Origin of the sequence: Streptomyces sp. NBC_00210 (assembly GCF_045160975.1) — a bacterium.
Classification (GTDB): Bacteria; Actinomycetota; Actinomycetes; order Streptomycetales; family Streptomycetaceae; genus Streptomyces.
Genome location: NZ_CP108120.1, coordinates 4045576 through 4065945, shown reverse-complemented (window position 1 = coordinate 4065945; position 20370 = coordinate 4045576). Strand labels below are relative to the sequence as shown.

Annotated in this window: 17 protein-coding genes and 2 pseudogenes; 16 read left to right on the top strand and 3 right to left on the bottom strand. The window is 71.4% G+C overall.

The annotated features are described in order from the left end of the window. Positions 1 to 40 precede the first annotated feature (40 nt). The 14 genes from OG729_RS18415 to OG729_RS18350 all read left to right on the top strand — a co-directional run bounded on the left by OG729_RS18415 (position 41) and on the right by OG729_RS18350 (position 14897). A complete protein-coding gene (locus OG729_RS18415) occupies positions 41 to 1156 on the top strand; it encodes an SRPBCC domain-containing protein (protein ID WP_405807126.1) in 1116 nt (371 codons plus the stop codon). A gap of 22 nt (positions 1157 to 1178) precedes the next feature. After that, positions 1179 to 1973 (top strand): aldose 1-epimerase, encoded by a 795-nt coding sequence (locus OG729_RS18410; protein WP_405807125.1) that lies wholly within the window; start codon positions 1179 to 1181, stop codon positions 1971 to 1973. A gap of 10 nt (positions 1974 to 1983) precedes the next feature. Then, positions 1984 to 2532 carry an orotate phosphoribosyltransferase gene (gene pyrE, locus OG729_RS18405; RefSeq protein WP_360884429.1) on the top strand — a complete coding sequence of 183 codons (549 nt, stop codon included), beginning with the start codon at positions 1984 to 1986 and terminating at the stop codon, positions 2530 to 2532. A gap of 190 nt (positions 2533 to 2722) precedes the next feature. Next, on the top strand, positions 2723 to 3745 hold the full coding sequence (gene fbaA / locus OG729_RS18400) for a class II fructose-bisphosphate aldolase (RefSeq protein ID WP_360884426.1): 1023 nt from the start codon (positions 2723 to 2725) through the stop codon (positions 3743 to 3745). A 78-nt stretch (positions 3746 to 3823) separates the two neighbouring features. Beyond that, the gene (locus tag OG729_RS18395; RefSeq protein WP_405807124.1) at positions 3824 to 4984 is read left to right on the top strand and encodes a MalY/PatB family protein; all 1161 of its coding nucleotides are present in this window, start codon (positions 3824 to 3826) and stop codon (positions 4982 to 4984) included. Between the two features lie 139 nt (positions 4985 to 5123). Beyond that, a complete protein-coding gene (locus OG729_RS18390; protein WP_405811178.1) occupies positions 5124 to 6644 on the top strand; it encodes an MFS transporter in 1521 nt (506 codons plus the stop codon). A gap of 143 nt (positions 6645 to 6787) precedes the next feature. Beyond that, on the top strand, positions 6788 to 7201 hold the full coding sequence (locus OG729_RS18385) for a DUF3151 domain-containing protein (RefSeq protein ID WP_360884420.1): 414 nt from the start codon (positions 6788 to 6790) through the stop codon (positions 7199 to 7201). A gap of 111 nt (positions 7202 to 7312) precedes the next feature. Continuing rightward, positions 7313 to 8176 carry a DUF3152 domain-containing protein gene (locus OG729_RS18380; RefSeq protein WP_405807122.1) on the top strand — a complete coding sequence of 288 codons (864 nt, stop codon included), beginning with the start codon at positions 7313 to 7315 and terminating at the stop codon, positions 8174 to 8176. Between the two features lie 100 nt (positions 8177 to 8276). Further along, on the top strand, positions 8277 to 9098 hold the full coding sequence (locus tag OG729_RS18375; protein ID WP_360884414.1) for a tryptophan 2,3-dioxygenase family protein: 822 nt from the start codon (positions 8277 to 8279) through the stop codon (positions 9096 to 9098). Continuing rightward, on the top strand, positions 9091 to 10281 hold the full coding sequence (gene kynU, locus OG729_RS18370; RefSeq protein WP_360884411.1) for a kynureninase: 1191 nt from the start codon (positions 9091 to 9093) through the stop codon (positions 10279 to 10281). Before OG729_RS18375 ends, kynU begins: the two co-directional genes overlap by 8 nt. A gap of 178 nt (positions 10282 to 10459) precedes the next feature. Continuing rightward, positions 10460 to 11329, top strand: a complete 870-nt coding sequence (locus OG729_RS18365; RefSeq protein ID WP_405807120.1) for an alpha/beta hydrolase family protein — start codon at positions 10460 to 10462, stop codon at positions 11327 to 11329. A 189-nt stretch (positions 11330 to 11518) separates the two neighbouring features. Next, on the top strand, positions 11519 to 12874 hold the full coding sequence (locus OG729_RS18360) for a sensor histidine kinase (protein WP_405807119.1): 1356 nt from the start codon (positions 11519 to 11521) through the stop codon (positions 12872 to 12874). After that, positions 12871 to 13530, top strand: a complete 660-nt coding sequence (locus OG729_RS18355) for a response regulator transcription factor (RefSeq protein WP_360884404.1) — start codon at positions 12871 to 12873, stop codon at positions 13528 to 13530. The genes OG729_RS18360 and OG729_RS18355 overlap by 4 nt, the downstream gene beginning before the upstream one ends. A 158-nt stretch (positions 13531 to 13688) precedes the next feature. Next, positions 13689 to 14897, top strand: coding sequence for a cytochrome P450 (locus OG729_RS18350; protein WP_405807117.1), 1209 nt, complete (start codon positions 13689 to 13691; stop codon positions 14895 to 14897). Between the two features lie 38 nt (positions 14898 to 14935). Here the strand turns inward: OG729_RS18350 and OG729_RS18345 are convergent. Beyond that, positions 14936 to 15486: pseudogene (locus OG729_RS18345) on the bottom strand (ABC transporter permease); the annotation flags it as partial. Here OG729_RS18345 and OG729_RS18340 point away from each other — a divergent pair. Further along, positions 15460 to 15726 (top strand): annotated as a pseudogene (locus OG729_RS18340) (MarR family transcriptional regulator); the annotation flags it as partial. The pseudogenes OG729_RS18345 and OG729_RS18340 sit on opposite strands and share 27 nt — an antisense overlap. Positions 15727 to 15889: 163 nt before the next feature. On the opposite strand, the gene OG729_RS18335 reads toward OG729_RS18340, so the two are convergent. After that, positions 15890 to 16687 carry a diacylglycerol kinase gene (locus tag OG729_RS18335; protein ID WP_360884399.1) on the bottom strand — a complete coding sequence of 266 codons (798 nt, stop codon included), beginning with the start codon at positions 16685 to 16687 and terminating at the stop codon, positions 15890 to 15892. 153 nt (positions 16688 to 16840) lie between these two features. On the opposite strand from OG729_RS18335, the gene OG729_RS18330 reads away from it, so the two are divergent. Next, entirely contained in the window at positions 16841 to 18124 is a 1284-nt protein-coding gene (locus OG729_RS18330; protein WP_360884396.1) for an adenylosuccinate synthase, read from the top strand. Positions 18125 to 18207: 83 nt separating this feature from the next. On the opposite strand, the gene OG729_RS18325 is transcribed toward OG729_RS18330, so the two are convergent. After that, complete coding sequence (locus OG729_RS18325; protein ID WP_405807115.1) at positions 18208 to 20358, bottom strand: serine/threonine-protein kinase; 2151 nt, start codon at positions 20356 to 20358, stop codon at positions 18208 to 18210. Positions 20359 to 20370: the final 12 nt, after the last annotated feature.

Below are 20370 nucleotides of genomic sequence, written 5' to 3'. Positions count from 1 at the left end.
ACGCAGACGTGGGCGTCCTGCCTGAGTAGGCTCGGCTCCCATGGAGCATGAGGTGTTCGTTCCGGTTGCGGCAGAGACCGTCCGACAGGCCCTGAGGGACCCTGCGCGGGTCGCGCGCTGTGTGCCCGGTCTCCAACAGGACGCGGACGCGTCGGCGGGCCCGCTCTCGGGCCGCCTGAAGCTCCGGATCGGCGGCCACACGATCACCTACCGCGGCACCTTGCGCATCGTGGAACAGGGCGAGGCCTTCGCGGCGGAGGGCGAGGGCGTGGAGGCACGCGGCTCGGGCTCGGCGAAGGTGACGCTGACGATCGGCCTGAAGCCGTCGGAAGGCGGCACGACGCTGACCTTCACGGGAACGGCACGCTCGGAGGGCCGGCTGTCGGAGCTGGAGCCGTCAACGGCCCAATCCGCTGCCCGCAGACTCCTGGACCGCGCGGCGGAGAGCCTGTCCTCGACTGCGGGGGCGTCTGACGACGCGGGCGAGGTACAGCCCGGGGCCGGGGACGCCGTCGCGTCCGGCGACGCGAAGGGTACGGACGGCGTGGACGACGCCGTTGCCTCTGGCGACGCCTCGTCCCGCGAAGGGGCGGACGCCGCCGATACGTCCGGCGACGCGGGTGCGCCCGCGACTGCGGGAGGCAATGCGCCCGGCGCCGCGGGCAGCGCCGCGGGCCGTGATGCGGCTGAAGGCGACGACGTTGAGCGCCCAGGCGGGGTGGACTCCGGCGACGCCGGTGGAAGCGCGGCCGAGGCTCCCAAGGGCCCGGACGCGGGCGCCGCCGAGCGTCCTGACGCGGCGGACGACGACGCAGGCGCGACGCAGCCCATCGCCGACGACGCCGAGGGTCCGGGTGACAGCGAGCCGGCCGGGTCCGTGTTTGACGCGCCCGTGCCCGCGCCCTCGTTGGATCCGCTGGCCGACGCCGAGTTCGGCGGGGACGAGCCGCCCGCCGAAGCCGCCCACGCGCGGCGGACCATGATCGGGCGCAGTGCCGAGGAAGTCGATCACGCGCCGCCGCGCGGGCGTTACGCGCCCGTGCCCGCGCCCGACGCCGGGTCCGCCAGTGCCACCCTGCGCTGGATCGCACCTGCCGCCGCTCTCGCGCTCGCATCCGCCGTGGTCGTCGGACGCGTGCTGCGCCGCCGTAAGTAGCCGCCGCCAGTACTGTCGTTGTGTGAGTAGCAGCGAAGAGAGCATCCGGCTGGCCGCCGGAGACGTCGAGTTGACCGTCCACCCCCACAACGGCTGCCGTGTCGCAAGCCTGACCATCGGCGGCACCGAAGTGCTCCGCCAGGGCGAGCGGTACGGCTCCTTCCCCATGGTCCCCTGGTGCGGCCGCGTCGCAGGCGGCCTGTTCCACAACGGCGACGTACCTCACCGACTGCCGCTCAACTCCCCGCCCCACGCCATCCACGGCACCGGACGCGACACCGCCTGGCGCACCGCCCGCACCACCAAGAGCGAGGCCGCCTTCACCTACGACCTCGCCGAGCCGTGGCCGTACACCGGCCGTGTCACTCAGACCCTCGATCTCGCCGAGGACGCGCTCACCCTCACCATGGGCATCGAGACGTATGACACGTCCTTCCCGGCGCAGGCCGGCTGGCACCCCTGGTTCCGCCGCAACCTCGGCGGCGAAGACGCGCGCCTCGACTTCACGGCCGAGTGGCAGGAGGAGCGCGGAGCCGACCACCTGCCCACCGGACGGCGCATCGCGCCCCGCCCCGGCCCCTGGGACGACTGCTTCGGGATGCCCGACGGCGTCAAGGTCACCCTCACCTGGCCGCAGCAGCTGGAGCTCACCGTCACCAGCCGCGCCGAATGGGTCGTGATCTACGACGAGCAGGCTGAGGCTGTCTGCGTCGAACCGCAGTCCGGCCCGCCGAACGGCCTCAACACCCACCCCCAGCTCGTCACCCCGATCGAACCCCTGGAGATCGCGACAACCTGGAGCTGGCGCCGCCTTTAAGCTGGCGAGCATGACTGACGTACGTGCTGAGCTGCTCCAGCAGATCAAGGACAAGGCCGTGGTGCACGGCAAGGTGACCCTCTCCTCGGGTCTTGAGGCCGACTACTACGTGGACCTGCGCCGGATCACGCTGGACGGCGCCGCCGCCCCGCTGGTCGGTCAGGTGATGTCCGACCTGACCGCGGAGCTGGACTTCGACTGCGTCGGCGGGCTGACCCTCGGCGCCGACCCGGTGGCGACCGCGATCCTGCACGCCTGCGCCGCCCGCGGAAAGCGCATCGACGCCTTCGTCGTTCGCAAGGCCGCCAAGGCGCACGGCATGCAGCGTCGCGTCGAGGGCCCCGAGATCAAGGGCCGCCGCTGCCTGGTCGTCGAGGACACCTCCACCACCGGCGGTTCCCCGCTGACCGCCGTCGAGGCCGTCCGCGAGGCCGGCGGCGAGGTCGTCGCGGTCGCCACGATCGTCGACCGGGCGACCGGCGCGGGCGAGAAGATCAGCTCCACGGCAGGCGTTCCGTACCTCTACGCATACTCCCTGGAAGAGCTCGAGCTCGCCTGATCATGCTCTGACCTGCGGCGATAGCGAGGCCTTGGCTGTTTCACGTGAAACAGCCAGGGCCTCGCGCATGTCCGGGCAGCACGCCTGGTGGAGCCGAGCCAAGAGTCTGGAAAGATAGGCGCCGACGATGACGTCGCCCCCAGGTCAGGGCCTAAGCACCACATACCCGCACATCACAAGGAGCGGACACATGCCCATCGCGACTCCCGAGGTCTACAACGAGATGCTCGACCGGGCGAAGGCAGGCAAGTTCGCCTACCCGGCCATCAATGTGACCTCGTCCCAGACCCTGCACGCTGCGCTGCGCGGCTTCGCGGAGGCCGAGAGCGACGGCATCATCCAGATTTCGACCGGCGGTGCCGAGTTCCTGGGTGGCCAGCACAACAAGGACATGGTCACCGGCGCCGTCGCCCTCGCCGAGTTCGCGCACATCGTCGCCGCCAAGTACGACGTCACCGTCGCGCTGCACACCGACCACTGCCCCAAGGACAAGCTGGACGGCTATGTCCGCCCGCTGCTCGCCATCTCCGCCGAGCGTGTCGCAGGCGGCCAGAACCCGCTGTTCCAGTCCCACATGTGGGACGGCTCGGCCGAGACGCTCGCCGACAACCTGGCTGTCGCCCAGGAGCTGCTGGCGCAGGCCGCCGCCGCCAAGATCATCCTCGAGGTCGAGATCACCCCGACCGGTGGCGAGGAGGACGGCGTCACCCACGAGATCAACGACGAGCTGTACACCACCGTCGAGGACGCGCTGCGCACCGCCGAGGCGCTCGGCCTGGGCGAGAAGGGCCGTTACCTGCTGGCCGCCTCCTTCGGCAACGTCCACGGCGTCTACAAGCCGGGCAATGTCGTACTCCGCCCCGAGCTGCTGAAGGACCTGCAGCAGGGCGTCGGTGAGAAGTACGGCACGTCGAACCCCTTCGACTTCGTCTTCCACGGCGGCTCCGGCTCCACGGCCGAGGAGATCGCGACCGCCCTGGAGAACGGCGTCGTGAAGATGAACCTCGACACCGACACCCAGTACGCCTTCACGCGCCCCGTCGCGGACCACATGTTCAAGAACTACGACGGCGTCCTGAAGGTCGACGGCGAGGTCGGCTCCAAGAAGACCTACGACCCGCGTACCTGGGGCAAGGCGGCCGAGGCCGGCATGGCCAAGCGCGTCGCCGAGGCCTGTGCCGCGCTGCGCTCCACCGGCACCAAGCTCAAGTAAGCGCCGTTTCGCTCGACGGGCCCGGCACCCCTTCGCGGGGGTGCCGGGCCCGCGGCATGCCCCGGGAAGGACTTCAACGTGAGCTATGACTTCGACACTCCCGTCGACCGCCGCGGCACATGGTGCATCCAGTGGGACGGCGTCGCGGCCCGTTTCGGTGCCGAAGGGCTGCTGCCCTTCACCATCTCCGACATGGACTTCACCTCCCCGCCAGAGGTGCTGGAGGCGCTTCAGCGGCGTATCGCGCACGGAGTCTTCGGCTACACCGACTGGCGGCACGACGACTTTCTGTCCGCGGTGGGCGACTGGTACTCGAGCCGGTACGGCACCGAGATCGACACCGGGCGCATCGTCTACGGGCCCTCCGTCCTCAATCAGCTCTCCCAGCTGCTGCGGATGTGGACCGAGCCGGGCGACGGCGTGGTCGTCCACACCCCGACGTACGACGGCTTCCTCAAGGCGATATCCGGCCTCGGGCGGGAGCTGCGCGGGGTTCCGGTCGGCGACATGGCCGCTCTGGAGCGGCAGCTCGCCCGCCCCGACAGCAAGGTGCTGGTCCTCTGCTCGCCCCACAATCCCACCGGCCGGGTGTGGACCGAGGCCGAGCTGGCTCAGACGGCCGGGCTGGCGGCCGCGCACGGCGTCGCGGTCGTCAGCGACGAGATACACGCCGACTTCGTGCACCCCGATTTTGTATCGGACGGGCAGCGCCATCTGCCGTGGACGCGGTTCGGGACCGGCCGCTGGGCGCTGATCACCTCCGCCACCAAGGCCTTCAACTTCCCCGCGCTGAGCGGTTCGTACGGGATCATCGGCGACCCCGACGACCATGCGGAGTTTCTGCGCCGGATGCAGACGGGCGAGGGGCTCGCCTCGCCCGCCGTGCTGTCGCTGACCGCGCACATAGCGGCGTACCGCGAGGGCGGGCCCTGGCTGGACGCGCTCGGCGCGTATGTGGCGGGGAATCTGCGGATGGTCGCGGAACGGCTCGGGTCCGCGTTTCCGGAGCTCGGCTGGCGGCCGCCCCAGGCCGGCTATCTCGCCTGGATCGATCTGCGGCCGCTCGGCGTCGACGACGCGGACCTGCAACGGGAGCTGATCGAGCGGGAGAGGGTCGCGATCATGCCGGGCACGACGTACGGCTGCGACGGTTTCGTACGGTTCAACGTCGGCTGTCCCCGGGCCAAGGCGGAGCAGGGTGTGGACGCCCTGATCCGTGCCCTCCGCCGGCTGGCCTGAGGCGCCCGACGCGGGGATGATCCGGGGTATGGACGAGAGGCCCGGGGAGACAGGTCCGGGAGAGAAGCGCTCGGAGCAGATGAGCCCGGCGGGGATGAGCCCGGCGGGGATGAGCCCGGAGCAGATGAGCTCGGGGGAGATGAGCTCGGGGGAGAAGGTTCCGGGGGAGAACCTTCCGGGCCGCATCAGGCTGTCCACCGCCACCGGCCGCTGGGTGATTCTGACGACCGTGCTCGGGTCCAGCATGGCGCTGCTGGACTCGACCGTCGTCAATGTTGCACTGCCCCGCATCGGGCGCGACCTCAACAGCGACCTGGCGGTCCTGCAGTGGACCGTCAATGCCTACATGCTCACCCTGGCCTCGTTGATCCTGCTGGGCGGGGCGCTCGGTGACCGCTATGGGCGGCGGAAGATCTTCGTGCTCGGTGTGGTGTGGTTCGCGGTGGGCTCGCTGCTGTGCGGTCTCGCCCCCAATGACCTGGTCCTGGTGGGCGCGCGTGCCCTGCAGGGCATCGGCGGTGCGCTGCTCACCCCGGGGTCGCTGGCCCTGATCCAGGCGAGCTTCCACCCCGACGACCGGGCCCGCGCGGTCGGGCTGTGGTCGGGGCTCGGCGGCGTCGGGGCGGCGATCGGCCCGTTCGTGGGCGGCTGGCTCGTCGACGGCCCCGGCTGGCGCTGGGTGTTCCTGCTCAATGTGCCGCTGGCCGCGCTGTGTGTGCCGGTCGCTCTCCGACATGTGCCGGAGTCGCGCGACCCGGAGCACCACGGCCGGTTCGATGTGCTGGGGGCGGCGCTCGGCGCGGTGGCGCTGGCGCTGGTGACGTACGCGCTCATCGCGCCGCAGGTGTGGGCGGGCGTGGCGGGCGTCGTCGTCGGGGCGGCCTTCGTGCTCGTCGAGCGGCGGCGGCCGGATCCGATGCTGCCGCCGTCGATCTTCCGCTCACGGCAGTTCACCGCGGTCAATATCGTGACGCTGTGCGTGTACGCGGCCTTCGCCGGGTTCTTCTTCCTGACCGCCCTGCAACTCCAGGTCGTGGTCGGCTACTCGGCACTCGGCGCCGGGACCGCGCTGCTGCCCACCACCGTGCTGATGCTGCTCCTGTCCGCGCGATCGGGCGAATTGGCACAGCGGATCGGCCCGCGCATACCGCTCACCGTGGGCCCGCTGCTGTGCGCGGGCGGGATGCTGCTGATGCTGCGCGTGGACGAGAACGCCTCGTATCTGTCCGATGTGCTGCCCGCGCTGCTGGTCATGGGCATGGGCATGGTGACGCTGGTGGCGCCGCTGACCGCGACGGTGCTGGCCTCCGTGGATGTCGGGCGGGCGGGGCTTGCGAGCGGCATCAACAACGCGGCCGCCCGCGCGGCCGGTCTGCTCGCGGTGGCCGCGCTGCCGCTGCTGGCGGGGATGGGCCCGGAGGCGTACCGCTCGGCGACGGAGTTCGAGGAGACGTTCCGGCGGGCGATGCCGATGTGTGCGGGCGTGCTGGTGTTGGGGTCGGTGATCGCGTGGCTGACGGTGCGGAGGCCGGGGGTGGGGCGGTGCCATCCGGAGTGCAGGATGAGCTGCGCGGTTTCGGCGCCACCGCTGGAGCCGGCGTCGTCGGTAGCCGAACCGGGGCTGCGGCCCAGGCCCGCGGCGCCCACGCCCGATGGGTAGCCGGGGCTCCGCCACAGACCTCGGCCCCCGGACCCGGGGGCCACGCCCTGCGGGCCGGCGGGACCCCCAGCGCCCGCAATCGCCGGCGGCGCTGGTGAGGCGCGGCGGCACGGATTTCCCATGGACCTGGGACACTGGAACCCATGGCAATCCATGAAAATCTCCTGGGGGGACCGCCCCCGACCCACCTGCCCGACGAACCCGAGCCGCGCGAGCTTCTCGCCGCCGGGACGGCCCCCGCCGAGGTCGCGGCCAAGTACCCGACCTCCTCGCTGGCCTGGGCTCAGCTCGCCGACGACGCCTTCGAGGCCGGCCGCGTCGTGGAGTCGTACGCCTACGCCCGCACCGGCTACCACCGGGGCCTCGACTCGCTTCGCCGCAGCGGCTGGAAGGGCCATGGCCCGGTGCCGTGGGAGCACGAGCCGAACCGCGGCTTCCTGCGTGCGCTGCACGCGCTGGCCCGCGCCGCGCAGGCGATCGGTGAGCAGGCGGAGTACGAGCGCTGCACGACGTTCCTGCGCGACTCCTCGCAGACCGCGGCCGACACGCTGAGCTGACGCCCCCGCGCCGAAAACAGAACCGAAGGCCCGTATCCCCCGTCTGTACAGGGGGTGCGGGCTTTTCGGCGCTCCGGCTCACACTGGCGATGTACACAGGGGGCGTTTGGCTTGGGCAGTCGCAGCCGTCGAAAACGGGCGCCCCGTCGCCCTCCACTGACCCGGATACTCCTGCCCGGCGTTGCCCTCGCCGCCCTGTCCCTCGGCGGCGGCGCGGCCCTCGCACACTGGCACGGCAGCACGAAGCCCGCCCCGGAGGCGGCCGAGGGCCCCGTCCGGCCGCCCTTGGCGGCGGCCGTGACCCCCGAGCCGCGCGACACCGCATCGGCGCCCTCCCGCAGTCGTACGGATCCGACCACCGAGCCGTCCAAAAAGACACCGCCGAAGCGCAAGCCGCCCACCAAGGTTCCCGCCTCCGGCAACGGCACCTTCGCCACGGCCCAGGACGCCGGCCGGACGTCCGGCTCGGGCACCCTGCGCCGCTACCGCGTACAGGTCGAGAACGGCATCGACATCTCCGCGAAGGACGCCGCCGCCGAGATCCAGCAGATCCTCGCCCACCCGCGCGGCTGGGCCGCGCACGGCCGCGGCTCCTTCCAGCTCGTCGCCGCGGACGCCGCCGCCGACTTCGTGATCAGGATCGCCACCCCGGCCACCGCGGACCGGCTCTGTCGCGAGCAGGGATTTGACACCCACGGCGAGCTGAACTGCGAGACCACCGACGGTGTCGTCGTGAATCTGCGGCGCTGGATGCTGGGCTCGCCGACGTTCGCCGGAGCGCCCGCCGAGTACCGGCATCTGATCATCAACCACGAGGTCGGACACGAGATCGGCATCCGCCGCCACCTGGGCTGCGGCGGCGTCGGCAAGCCCGCGCCGGTGATGATGCAGCAGATCAAGGGGCTCGACGGCTGCCGTTCCAATGCCTGGCCGTACGCCGAGGACGGGACGTACATCACAGGCCCGACGCTCTGACCGGCGAAAGAGCAGGCGGCTTATGATGCCGGTGGGGACCGGGGCTCCCGAGCCAACAGGAAGGGGCGGACCGCTACCCGGACACGTCGAGGAGACAGCGATGTCACATGACGCGACCCCGAATCTCGATTTCGCGGGCACCACTCCCTACGAGGACTATGTCCAGGCGGACGTCCTCACCCACCTCCAGCACCCTCTCTCGGACGACCCGGGCGAGATGGTCTTCCTGGTCACCACCCAGGTGATGGAGCTGTGGTTCACCGTCATCGTCCACGAGTGGGAGACGGCCGCCGCCGCACTGCGCGAGGACAATCTGCCCGTCGCCCTGGCCGCGCTGAAGCGCAGCACGTACGAGCTCGAATCGCTCAACGCCTCCTGGAAGCCGCTGGCGCATCTGACGCCCGCGCAGTTCAATGCGTACCGCAGTGCCCTGGGCGAGGGATCCGGCTTCCAGTCCGCGATGTACCGGCGGATGGAGTTCCTGCTCGGTGAGAAGTCGGCGTCGATGCTGGTGCCGCACCGGGGGGCGCCGCGCGTCCACGCGGAGCTGGAGAAGGCGCTGCAGGCGCCGAGCCTGTACGACGAGGTGCTGCGGCTGCTCGCGCGGCGCGGGCTGTCCGTGCCGGCCTCGGTCCTCGATCGTGACCTGTCCCAGAAGTACGAGCCGTCGGCGGAGGTCGAGGAGGTCTGGGCCGCGGTGTACGGCGGCGCGGACCAGGACACCGAACTGGTGCGTCTCGGCGAGGCGTTGACGGATGTCGGCGAGCTGGTGTGGCGCTGGCGCAACGACCATCTGGTCGCGACGCGGCGGGCGATGGGCTCGAAGGCGGGGACGGGCGGCTCGGCGGGGGTGGCCTGGCTGGAGAAGCGGGCCCGCAAGAACGTGTTCCCCGAGCTGTGGACGGCGCGCAGCCATGTCTGAGTCCTTCGCCCAGAGGGCCGCGGCGCTGGACGCCGCCGATGAACTGGCCGGGGCGCGCAAGCTTTTCGCGCTCGACGAGGCCGTGTATCTGGACGGGAACTCGCTGGGCGCGCTGCCCGCGCATGTGCCCGCGCGGGTCGCGGATGTGGTGACCCGGCAGTGGGGTGAGCTGCGGATCCGCTCGTGGGACGAGAGCGGGTGGTGGACGGCGCCCGAGCGGATCGGTGACCGGATTGCGCCGCTGGTCGGTGCGGCGCCCGGCCAGGTCGTGGTCGGTGACTCCACAAGCGTCAATGTTTTCAAGGCGGTTGTGGGTGCGGTGCGGCTCGGCGGGGACGACTCCCGTACGGACATCGTCGTCGATGCGACGACGTTCCCGACAGACGGCTATATCGCCCAGTCGGCGGCCCGGATGACGGGCAAGCGCCTGGTCCCGGTCGCGCCCGCGGACCTCCCGGCGGCGCTCGGCCCGCGCACGGCGCTCGCGCTGGTCAACCATGTCGACTACCGCACGGGCCGCCTCCACGATCTGCCGTCGCTGACAGCGGCGATCCACGAGGCGGGCGCGCTGGCGGTCTGGGACCTGTGCCACAGCGCGGGCGCGCTGCCGGTCGGCCTGGACGCGCACGGCGTGGACCTGGCGGTCGGCTGCACCTACAAGTACCTGAACGGCGGCCCGGGTTCACCGGCGTATCTGTACGTCGCCGAGCGCCATCAGGCGGCCTTCGACTCCCCGCTGCCGGGCTGGAACTCGCACACGGACCCGTTCGCGATGTCCGCCGGGTTCGAGGCGGCGGCGGGCGCGGTCCGGGGGCGGGTGGGAACGCCCGACATCCTGTCCATGCTGGCGCTGGAGGCGGCGCTGGATGTGTGGGACGGGGTCTCGATCGACGCCGTACGGGCGAAGAGCCTGGCGCTGACGGACTTCTTCCTGGAGTGCGTCGAGGCGTATGTGCCGGGGGGCGCGGTCACCTCGCTGACCCCGGCGGACCACGGCGCGCGCGGCAGCCAGGTCGCACTGCGGTGCGCGGATGCGCCCGCCGTGATGGAGAAGCTGATCGCGCGGGGAGTGGTGGGGGACTTGCGGCGGCCGGATGTACTGCGGTTCGGGTTCACGCCGTTGTATGTGGGCTTCGGGGACACGGAGCGGGCGGCGGCGACGCTGGCGGAGGTGCTGGCCTGAGCCTGGTGGCCTTTCCCCTCCCCGCCCTCCCCCAGGCGAAGCTCCGGGGGAGGGCGGGGAGGGGGAACACCCCCTGGCCGGGCCACCCGCCCTCGCGGCCCATGATCGCGGCGCAGGACTGATACCGTCCCCGCTGGTCAGGTCAATTCCGCCACTACGTCGGAAGGTTGGAGCCGTAATGCCGGACCCCGTCGCCCGTGACGCCGCCGAGGCCGAGTCGGCCTTCTCGCATCCCGCCGTCGCGCCGGACGTTTCCGTCCCGTACGGGGACCATCCCGACCAGGTCGTCGACTTCTACGCGCCCCGTGAGGGGCAGGCCAGTGTGCCGCTCGTCGTGCTTCTGCACGGCGGGGCCTGGCGGGCGGCGTACGACCGGCAGCATGTCACCCCCTTCGCCGATTTTCTGGCCCGCCGCGGGCTCGCCGTCGCCAATGTGGAGTACCGGCGGGGGAGCGAGATTCCGCAGCAGCGCGGGAGCGGTCCCGTCGCCGGGCGGTGGCCGGAGACCTTCGACGACGTCGCCGCCGCGATGGACGCGCTGCCCGCTCTCGCCCGGAAGGCGCTGCCCCAGGCGGACGTCCGGCGGATCGTCGTGACCGGGCACTCCGCCGGCGGTCAGCTCGCGCTCTGGGCCGCCGCGCGGCATGTGCTGCCCGTCGGTTCGCTCTGGCGGCTCCCCGCGCCGCCCGCGCTGCGCGGGGTCGTCGCGCTTGCCCCGATCGCCGACTTCGCGCAGGCCGTCGAGCTCGACGTCTGCGCGGGCGCGGTCATCCAACTCCTCGGCGGACAGGCCGAGTTCGAGGCGCGCGGCCCGTATGTCGATCCGGCCGCGCTGCTGCCGACCGGCATCGCCACCGTCGTCGTGCAGGGCCGCGCCGACATCACCGTGCCGTACGCCGTCGCCGAGTCGTACGTCGACGCCGCGGCCAAGGCGGGCGAGACCGTCGGGCTGACCCTCCTGGAGGACGTCGGGCACTTCCCGCTCATCGACCCGGCGGCGGACGCCTGCGCCGTCGTCGCCGAGGAGATCGCCCAACTGGCTTGGTAGCCCGTGCTGCCGGGGACGTGACGCCGACCTCATGCGGACAGAAGCCGACCGCAAGACCACCTCGCGTTCTTCCCATGACGAATCTCAACCTTCGCGCAGTGGGCGAGCGGGCGCACGGACGCGTTCCGTTCCTAGTCAGAGCGGTCCTACCAGGTAGTACTCAGGACGGACGCGGCAGAATCCGCAGCGATGCTGACGACCGCGTCCGTCCTTCCGCATACCTTTCTGTACGTGACCGAGAAGACCCGCAGCCCCGAGTACCGCCTGACCATGGGCGCGCTGAGCGGCCTCCGCCAGGACCTGTTCCAGGACGCCTTCGCCTACCGGCCGCTGCCGCCCAGGCGGAGGGACGGCCCGCGCGCCCGCCGGCTCCCGGGCCGGATACGCGACTACGCGCAGTGGACTCCGCACGCCGTGGTGGCGGGCGTGGCGCTGCTCGTGCTCTTCATGGCGGGTGTCTCCGGGGGCAGCGGGGGCGCCTTGCTCGGCCTCGTCCTGACCGGGTTCATCCCCGCCGCCGCCGTGCTGATGACGCTGCTCAGGCCGGTCGGCGCCTGGTGGCTGTCGCTGGCCAGCACACCCGTCGTCGGGATTGGGGCCGACTCCTGGGACGGCTGGCCGTGGACGCCCAGCGCCTTCGTCTCGCATCTGACGGTGATGACCGTGGTCGCGATGCGGACCCGGCCGCGGACCGCCGCCTGGATGTGGGTCCTCACCGCCGGGTACGGAGTATTCGCCGACGTCGTCCTCTCCGGGGGCTACGGCAACGACACCCCGCAGATGCTCTTCGTCTCCGCACTCGTGCTGCTGGTGGTGACCGTTCGGCACGTCCGCCGCGAGGCGAAGCAGGAGGTGGCGGCGCAGCAGACCGTCACGGCCGTCGAGCGCGACCGCCGCACCCTCCTCGAGGAGCGCACCACCATCGCCCGTGAGCTGCACGACGTGGTGGCCCACCACATGTCGGTGGTCGCGATCCAGGCTGAGGCCGCGCCGTACCGGGTGGAGAATCCGCCGCCCGAGCTGGAGAAGGCCTTCGCCACGATCCGCGAGAACGCGGTGGCGGCGCTGACCGAGCTGCGCCGCATCCTCGGCGTCGTACGGGCCGAGAACTACCAGGCACCCGACGCCCCGCAGCCGGTGCTCGGCGACCTCGACAATCTGCTCGGCAATGTCCGCGAGGCAGGCCTTGAAGCGGACAAGACGATCACCGGAGCGGTACGGCCGCTGCCGCAGGGCGTCGAGCTCTCGGCGTACCGGATCATCCAGGAGGCGCTGAGCAACGCGCTGCGCCATGCGCCGGGATCGACCGCGAAGGTCGAGATCTCGTACGTCCTCGGGGGCATCGGCCTGCGGATCGTGAACACCGCGCCGCAGGGTCTGGTCAAGCCCTCGCCGGGCGCCGGGCACGGCATCACGGGCATGCGCGAGCGTGTGACGATGCTCAACGGCGAGATGACCGCTGAGCTCACGAGCGACGGGGGCTACGAGGTGACCGCCTTCATTCCTGTCGCCGCGACCGAGACCGCATCCGAGGAGACATCATGACGATCCGCGTCCTCATCGTCGACGACCAGATGATGGTCCGCGAGGGCTTCTCGGTCCTGCTGAACGCCATGCCCGACATCGAGGTCATCGGCGAGGCGGTGAACGGCCGCGAGGCGGTCACCAAGGTTGCCGAACTCGCGCCCGACGTGGTCCTGATGGACATCCGTATGCCGGAACTGAACGGCATCGAGGCGACCCGCGAGATCGTCGCCGCGCACAGCGACTCCAAGGTGCTGGTGCTGACCACCTTCGATCTCGACGAGTACGTGTACCAGGCGCTGCGCGCGGGGGCGTCCGGCTTCCTGCTGAAGGACGCGTCGGCGCGCCAGCTCGCGGACGGCGTACGGGTGGTGGCGGCGGGCGAGGCCCTGCTCGCGCCGACCGTGACACGTCGGCTGATCACGGAGTTCTCCAAGCTCTCGCATACCCCGCGCCCGCCGGCGATGGCCCAGATCGGGGACCTGACGGAGCGCGAGACGGAGGTCCTGGTGCTGATCGCTCAGGGTCTGTCGAACGCGGAGATCGCCTCGCATCTGGTGGTCGCGGAGTCGACGATCAAGACGCATGTGAGCAGGGTGCTGGTGAAGCTGGGGCTGCGGGACAGGACGCAGGCGGCGGTGTTCGCGTACGAGGCCCGCTTGGTGACACCGGGCTAGCCCCACGCCTCACGCGGCCGAAGGTCGCGTTCGGGGGTTCGGGGGTTCGGGGGCGAAGCCCCCGAGGTCGCGCCGCGCGCCAGGGGTCTGGGGGCCTGCCCCCAGTTCGGGTAGGGGCGGGGCTGGGGAAACCTCACCCCGCCCGGTAGCGTCAGCCCATGGCCGCCGAACTCTTCGACCCCTGGTCCCCCGACTTCGTCGCCGACCCCTACCTCGTCTACGCCCAGCTCCGTGCCCGCGGACGTGTCCACTACTTCGAGCCGACGCGGCAGTGGCTCGTGCCCCGGCACGCCGATGTCTCCGCGCTGCTGCGGGACCGGCGGCTCGGCCGTACGTATCTGCACCGCTTCACGCACGAGGAGTTCGGGCGTACGCCGCCCCCCGCCGCGCACGAGCCGTTCCACACGCTCAACGACCACGGGATGCTGGACCTGGAGCCGCCGGACCACACCCGTATCCGGCGCCTGGTCTCGAAGGCGTTCACGCCGCGCACGGTCGAGCGACTGCGCCCGTACGTCCACGGTCTGGCGTCCGAACTGGTGGGCGCGCTGGTCGCGGACGGCGGCGGCGATCTGCTGACCGCGGTCGCCGAGCCGCTGCCGGTCGCCGTGATCGCGGAGATGCTGGGCATCCCGGAGAGCGACCGGGGACAGCTGCGGCCGTGGTCGGCGGACATCTGCGGGATGTACGAGCTGAGCCCGTCGCAGGAGACGGCAGACAAGGCGGTCCGCGCTTCGCTCGAATTCTCCGCGTATCTGCGGGAGTTGATCGCGGCCCGCCGCAAGGAGCCGGGTGACGATCTGATCTCCGGCCTGATCGCCGCGTACGACGAAGGCGACCGGCTCGACGAACAAGAGATGATCTCCACCTGCGTACTGCTCCTGAACGCGGGCCACGAGGCGACGGTGAACGCCACCGTCAACGGCTGGTGGGCGCTCTTCCGCCATCCCGACCAGCTGGCGGCCCTGCGTGGAGACCGCTCGCTGTTGTCCACAGCCGTGGAGGAGCTGATGCGGTACGACACCCCGCTCCAGCTCTTCGAGCGCTGGGTCCTCGACGACATAGAGATCGACGGCACGACGATCCCGCGCGGCTCCGAGGTGGCGCTGCTCTTCGGCTCGGCCAACCGCGACGGGGACGTCTTCACCGATCCGGACACCCTGGACCTGGCCCGTGCGGACAACCCGCACATCTCGTTCAGCGCGGGCATCCACTACTGCATCGGCGCCCCACTGGCCCGCCTCGAACTGTCCGCGTCCCTGGGCGCGTTGCTGGACCAGGCGCCGGATCTCCGCCTGGCCGCGGAGCCGGAGCGCAAGCCGAACTTTGTGATCCGGGGGTTGGAGGGGCTCCGGGTCGAGGTCTGAGGAAGTTCGCGGCGGGGCCCCGGCGAGGCGGGCAACGATCAGGCGCTCATGTTCCGTCGGCGCAGGCTCCCCAGCCCCACCCCCGCCAGCACCACCACGAGCCCCGTCAGCACCAGCACCGGTGTGTACGTCATCTCCGGGCACGGGAGCTTCGGCAGGTGACCGAAGGGCGACAGGTTCATCAGCGACTGCGGCAGGTTCAGCGCCGGGCCGATCCAGCCCAGAGCCAGGGACAGGCCGCCACACCCCACGCCGCCACCGCCGCCTTCGGGAACGCCCCGTACAGCAGGACGGCCAGGCCGCCAAGTGTCCAGATCGCCGGGAGCTGGACCAGCGACGCGTCCAGGATCGGGCCGAGGTCCCTTCCGTACGAGATCCACAGGCCGAGCCCGCTGACAACCATGATCAGTGCCGCGCCCCCGAAGGCGATCAGCAGATGTCCCGCGGCCCACCGCAGTCGCCCGACCGCGTTCGCCAGGATCGGCTCCGCGCGCTGGGAGGTCTCCTCGCCGTGCAGCCGAAGCACCGACGCCACCGTGTACAGCGCGGCCACCATCCCGAACAGGTCGGCATGGTCTCGCGTGAACGCGACCCGGGCTCGCGCCGTGACCGGTACGTCCTGCACAACGAGCTCTGGTACGAGACGTTCACGCGCCGCGACCAGCTGCTGACGCGCTGGGAGAAGGCGATGCGCGACGGCGCGGAGACGCTGGGCCCTCAGACGGCGGCGGGTGTGCGGGTGGCGGAGACGGCGGAGTTCTTCGCGTTTCTGCAGGGAGAACTGGAAGGCATGATGGACCGCTGGCGCGAGCACCGCGCTGCGCGCTGATCAAGCCCGTCCCGGGGGTCCCCCCGGGACGAAGTCTGGGGGAGATTGAGGGCGACCCCGGTCACCGCGCGGCCCCGGTCACCGCGCGGCCCCGGGACCGCCGGGCGGCCCCGGTCACCGCGCGTCCCCCCGTACCCCCCGGCAAGATCCGAAAGACAGGCCCTTACGCCGGCAACGTCAGCCCCCACGCCCCCGGCCGCACCGTCCACGTCCGCGTCCGCACCGGCCCCGTCACCGTCGCGTCCGCCCGATAGCGGAAGTCCGGCCCCGACACCGTCACCGTCAGCGCCTCCGCCGTGACCGGATCCCCCGACGCCGTCGGCCGCACCGTCACCTCCGCCCGCCCGCAGCGTCCCGCCCGCACCGTCACACCCGTCACCTCGCAGTCCAGGTCGGACAGCAGCACCCCGTCCGCCTCGACCCGCAGCCGGTGCGTCCGCACCGGGGGCGACGGCGGTGCCGGCCGGACCAGGGTGCGGACCAGCGAGCGGCAGGTGTGCCACACCGAAACCCCGTTCGCGACGGGCACCCCCGCCACCGCCGGGATCGCCAGATCGCCCAGCACCACCCCGTCGCTCTCGTCCACCAGCAGATCGAGCCGCCGCACCGCCCCGTCCAGCACCGCCCGCGCCGCAGCCACCGCCCCGCGCGGCACGCCGAGCGAATGCGCGAGTTCTACGGAATGGCCCACCGGCACCACCGCCAGCGCCCCGTCGCCCAGCCAGCGGTCCCGGTGCAGCAGCGCCACCGCCCGCAGCAGCGCCCGGTCGTCACCCACCACAACCGGCCGCCGTGACCCCCTGCGGGCCAGTGCCCGCGCGAATTCCTCCGGCCCCTCGGGGAGACAGATTTTCGCCTCCGACCCGCCACACAGCACATCCTTCGCGATCCGCACGGACTCGCCGTCATTTCGGCGGGCGACCGGGTCGATGACCACCAGTAGCTGGTCGTGAGCCGACACCTCGGTCCTTCCTCGGGTAGCATCTTTGTGCAAGAGCCCCTTGCGCTATTGCGCCAGGGGCTTCGTCTATTCCGGGGCAACCGGACCGAAGACTCAGGCAAGGCTGTGGCCCCCTGACCTTGGTCTTGCCCCGCCCGGAAGGGGTGTACGCCTGTGCCCGCACTTGTGCTGCTCGGTGCTCAGTGGGGTGACGAAGGCAAGGGAAAGGCCACCGACCTGCTCGGTGGATCTGTGGACTATGTAGTGCGCTACCAGGGCGGCAACAACGCCGGCCACACGGTCGTCGTGGGCGACCAGAAGTATGCGCTGCATCTCCTCCCTTCCGGAATCCTCTCGCCGGGATGTACTCCGGTCATCGGCAACGGCGTCGTCGTCGACCCGGCCGTCCTGCTCTCCGAGCTGAGCGGGCTGAACGACCGCGGCATCGACACGTCCAAGCTGCTGATCAGCGGTAACGCGCATCTGATCACTCCGTACAACGTCACCCTCGACAAGGTGACGGAACGGTTCCTCGGCAAGCGGAAGATCGGCACCACCGGCCGCGGTATCGGCCCGACGTACGCCGACAAGATCAACCGCGTCGGCATCCGCGTCCAGGACCTCTACGACGAGTCGATCCTGGAGCAGAAGGTCGAGGCGGCGCTGGAGTCCAAGAACCAGCTCCTCGCCAAGGTCTACAACCGCCGCGCGATCGAGGCCCCCAAGATCGTCGAGGAGATGCTCCAGTACGCGGAGCAGCTCAAGCCGTACGTCGCGGACACCACGCTGATCCTGAACAACGCGATCGACGAGGGCAAGGTCGTCCTCTTCGAGGGCGGCCAGGGCACGCTCCTCGACGTCGACCACGGCACGTACCCCTTCGTCACCTCCTCGAACCCGACCGCGGGCGGCGCCTGCACGGGCACGGGCGTGGGACCGACGAAGATCAGCCGGGTCATCGGCATCCTCAAGGCGTACACGACGCGCGTCGGCGCGGGCCCGTTCCCGACGGAGCTCTTCGACGAGGACGGTGAGGCGCTGCGCCGCATCGGCCACGAGCGTGGTGTGACGACCGGCCGTGACCGCCGCTGCGGCTGGTTCGACGCGGTGATCGCGCGCTACGCGACCCGGGTCAACGGCCTGACCGACTTCTTCCTCACCAAGCTGGACGTGCTGACCGGCTGGGAGCAGATCCCGGTCTGCGTCGCGTACGAGATCGACGGCAAGCGGGTCGAGGAACTGCCGTACTCGCAGACGGACTTCCACCACGCGAAGCCGGTCTACGAGATGCTGCCGGGCTGGTCCGAGGACATCACCAAGGCGAAGACCTTCGCGGACCTGCCGAAGAACGCGCAGGACTATGTGAAGGCGCTGGAGGAGATGTCCGGCGCGCCGATCTCGGCGATCGGTGTCGGCCCCGGTCGTACCGAGACGATCGAGATCAACTCGTTCCTGTAGGGGTTCCTGTGGCTCGCCCCGGTCGGCCGAAGGGCCGGCCGGGGCGAGTTGCGTTCCTGCAGAACGTTGCTGCTGGAACGTCTCTACGGACGCCGGTACTCGCGGGGCGAGTCGCCCGTGTCGAGAAAGGACCGGGTCAGCGTGGAGCCGCTGACCGTCAGGACCGACGACCCGGCCGCCGCGCAGTCGCCGCTCAGCACCCGGGAAGGACCGATCACGACGCGGTCCCCCGCCGAGAACAGCGCGGCGTCCGACGTACAGGTCCCGCCGTCCGTCGTGGTGGTGAAGGTGACGACGCTGCTGCCCACGGCGCCCTGTGAGACGGTCAGCCGCTGCGCACCCTTCGAGCTGCCGCTCAGCTGCCGCTCCCAGGAGCCCAGGAAACCGTCCGGGATCGGGTCGGAGCCCGCCCTGCGCAGCGTCGAGGTCCGGCCGCCGCTCGCTGTCCACGCGAGAGTGCCGTCGGTGCGCGCTGTCAGGGTCTGCTCGCCGATGGCGGAACACTTCCCGGCGGGCGTGCTCGCCGTGACACCGGTGTCGATACGGATCGAACCACCGCCTGCCGCAAGCAGCTTGCCGGTGCCCTTGCACAGATAGCTCTCGCCCACGCTCAGGCTCGCGACGACCGTGTCGCCGACCTTGCCGGGGGAGAGGGTGATCCGGCGCTGTGAGCCGGTGTCCGCGCCGTCGCGGTAGACGCTGCCGGTCCAGGTCCCGGCATACGCGGCGGGCAGCGCGGCCGGTCCGGCGGGTTTCCCCGCCTCTCCCGGCTTCTCGCCCGCCGGGTCCTTGGACGCAGGATCCTTCGCATCGGCGCTCGTGCCGCTCCCGGGCTCGGACGACGACAGCGACTCCCTGTCCTTGCCCCGTCCGGCCGCGTCAGGCGCCCCGGTGGCCGGCCCGCCGCCCCCCGGCCGGCTGCTCACCGTGTCGCCGTCCCCGCGCAGCAGCGCGACGGCGGTGAAGGCCGAGCCCAGCAGTGCGGCCACGGCAACACCGGCGATCACCACGGTCCGCCGGGAGCGCTTGCGCGCCTGGGGGCTGCTACCGGTGGTGTCGGGTGCCTCGGCGCCCGTGAGGTGACCTTGTACCCAGGAGCCGTAAGGGGCGGCGGCCGAGGGGGTTCCGGGCGCGACGCCAGGGGCTGCGGGTGCCGGGGCGCCGTACGCGGGGCCGTACGCCGGGGCGCCGGGAGTCTGGACCCACGGGGGCGTGGCACCCGACTGCGGGGCGCCAGGGGTGCCAGGGGTGCCAGGTGTACTGGGTGTGCCCGGCGACGGAGGGGTGCCGTACGCCGCCCGACCGGCATCCGGCGCCGGTGGGTTCGGCGCAGCACCCCTCGTCGGCGTATCGGCGTCCAGCAGCGACACCGCGTGCTGCCCGAGCTCGGCGATCAGCGCCGCGGGCAGCCACGGTGCGGCCGGATCGGCAGGGCGCGTGCGCTCCACGATCTGCTCCGGCGTCGGCCGCTGCGCCGGATCCTTGGCCAGACAGTCCGCGATCAGCTGCCGCAACTCCCCGTCCACGCCACTCAGATCGGGTTCCGCGCTCACGATGCGGAACATGATCGAGTGGATCCCCGTGTCCGAACGCCCGAACGGCAACCGCCCGGTCGCCGCGTACGCCAACACCGAGCCCAGCGAGAACACATCGCCGCCCGGACCGACCCGCTCGCCCTGGATCTGCTCGGGCGACATGTAGCCCGGCGACCCCACCACCACGCCGGTTTGGGTCAGTTCCTCGGACGCGTTCTCCAGCGCGCGGGCAATGCCGAAGTCGATGACCCGAGGACCGGCGATCGTGACCAGCACGTTGGACGGCTTCAGGTCCCGGTGGACGAGACCGGCCCCGTGCACGCTCTGCAGCGCGCCGGCCAGACCGTACGCCAGTGTCCGCACCGACTCCTGAGGCAACGGCCTCTCCCGCACGACCTGCAGCAACGAGGGCCCGGCGACGTACCCGGTCGCCACCCACGGCTCCGCCGCCTCGGTGTCCGCGTCCAGCACGGGCGCGGTCCACTCCCCGCCGACCCGGCGCGCGGCGGCCACCTCCTGCCGGAACCGGTGACGGAACTCCGGCTGTCCGGCCAGCTCGGCCTTGATGAGCTTGACGGCGACCGTCCGGCCGCCCGCGGAACGGGCGAGGTAGACGCGGCCCATCCCGCCCTCACCAAGGCGGCCGAGCAGACTGTACTCACCTATGGAGGGCGGATCCTGGGGCGCGAGCTGTTGCATGCGCCGAAGCCT

Coding starts and splice junctions, on each gene's coding strand:
- OG729_RS18375 (WP_360884414.1), top strand. CDS start 8,277: ATGTCACATGACGCGACCCCGAATCTCGATTTCGCGGGCACCACTCCC.
- OG729_RS18355 (WP_360884404.1), top strand. CDS start 12,871: ATGACGATCCGCGTCCTCATCGTCGACGACCAGATGATGGTCCGCGAG.
- pyrE (WP_360884429.1), top strand. CDS start 1,984: ATGACTGACGTACGTGCTGAGCTGCTCCAGCAGATCAAGGACAAGGCC.
- OG729_RS18385 (WP_360884420.1), top strand. CDS start 6,788: ATGGCAATCCATGAAAATCTCCTGGGGGGACCGCCCCCGACCCACCTG.
- kynU (WP_360884411.1), top strand. CDS start 9,091: ATGTCTGAGTCCTTCGCCCAGAGGGCCGCGGCGCTGGACGCCGCCGAT.
- OG729_RS18415 (WP_405807126.1), top strand. CDS start 41: ATGGAGCATGAGGTGTTCGTTCCGGTTGCGGCAGAGACCGTCCGACAG.
- OG729_RS18390 (WP_405811178.1), top strand. CDS start 5,124: ATGAGCTCGGGGGAGAAGGTTCCGGGGGAGAACCTTCCGGGCCGCATC.
- fbaA (WP_360884426.1), top strand. CDS start 2,723: ATGCCCATCGCGACTCCCGAGGTCTACAACGAGATGCTCGACCGGGCG.
- OG729_RS18325 (WP_405807115.1), bottom strand. CDS start 20,358: ATGCAACAGCTCGCGCCCCAGGATCCGCCCTCCATAGGTGAGTACAGT.
- OG729_RS18350 (WP_405807117.1), top strand. CDS start 13,689: ATGGCCGCCGAACTCTTCGACCCCTGGTCCCCCGACTTCGTCGCCGAC.
- OG729_RS18360 (WP_405807119.1), top strand. CDS start 11,519: ATGCTGACGACCGCGTCCGTCCTTCCGCATACCTTTCTGTACGTGACC.
- OG729_RS18365 (WP_405807120.1), top strand. CDS start 10,460: ATGCCGGACCCCGTCGCCCGTGACGCCGCCGAGGCCGAGTCGGCCTTC.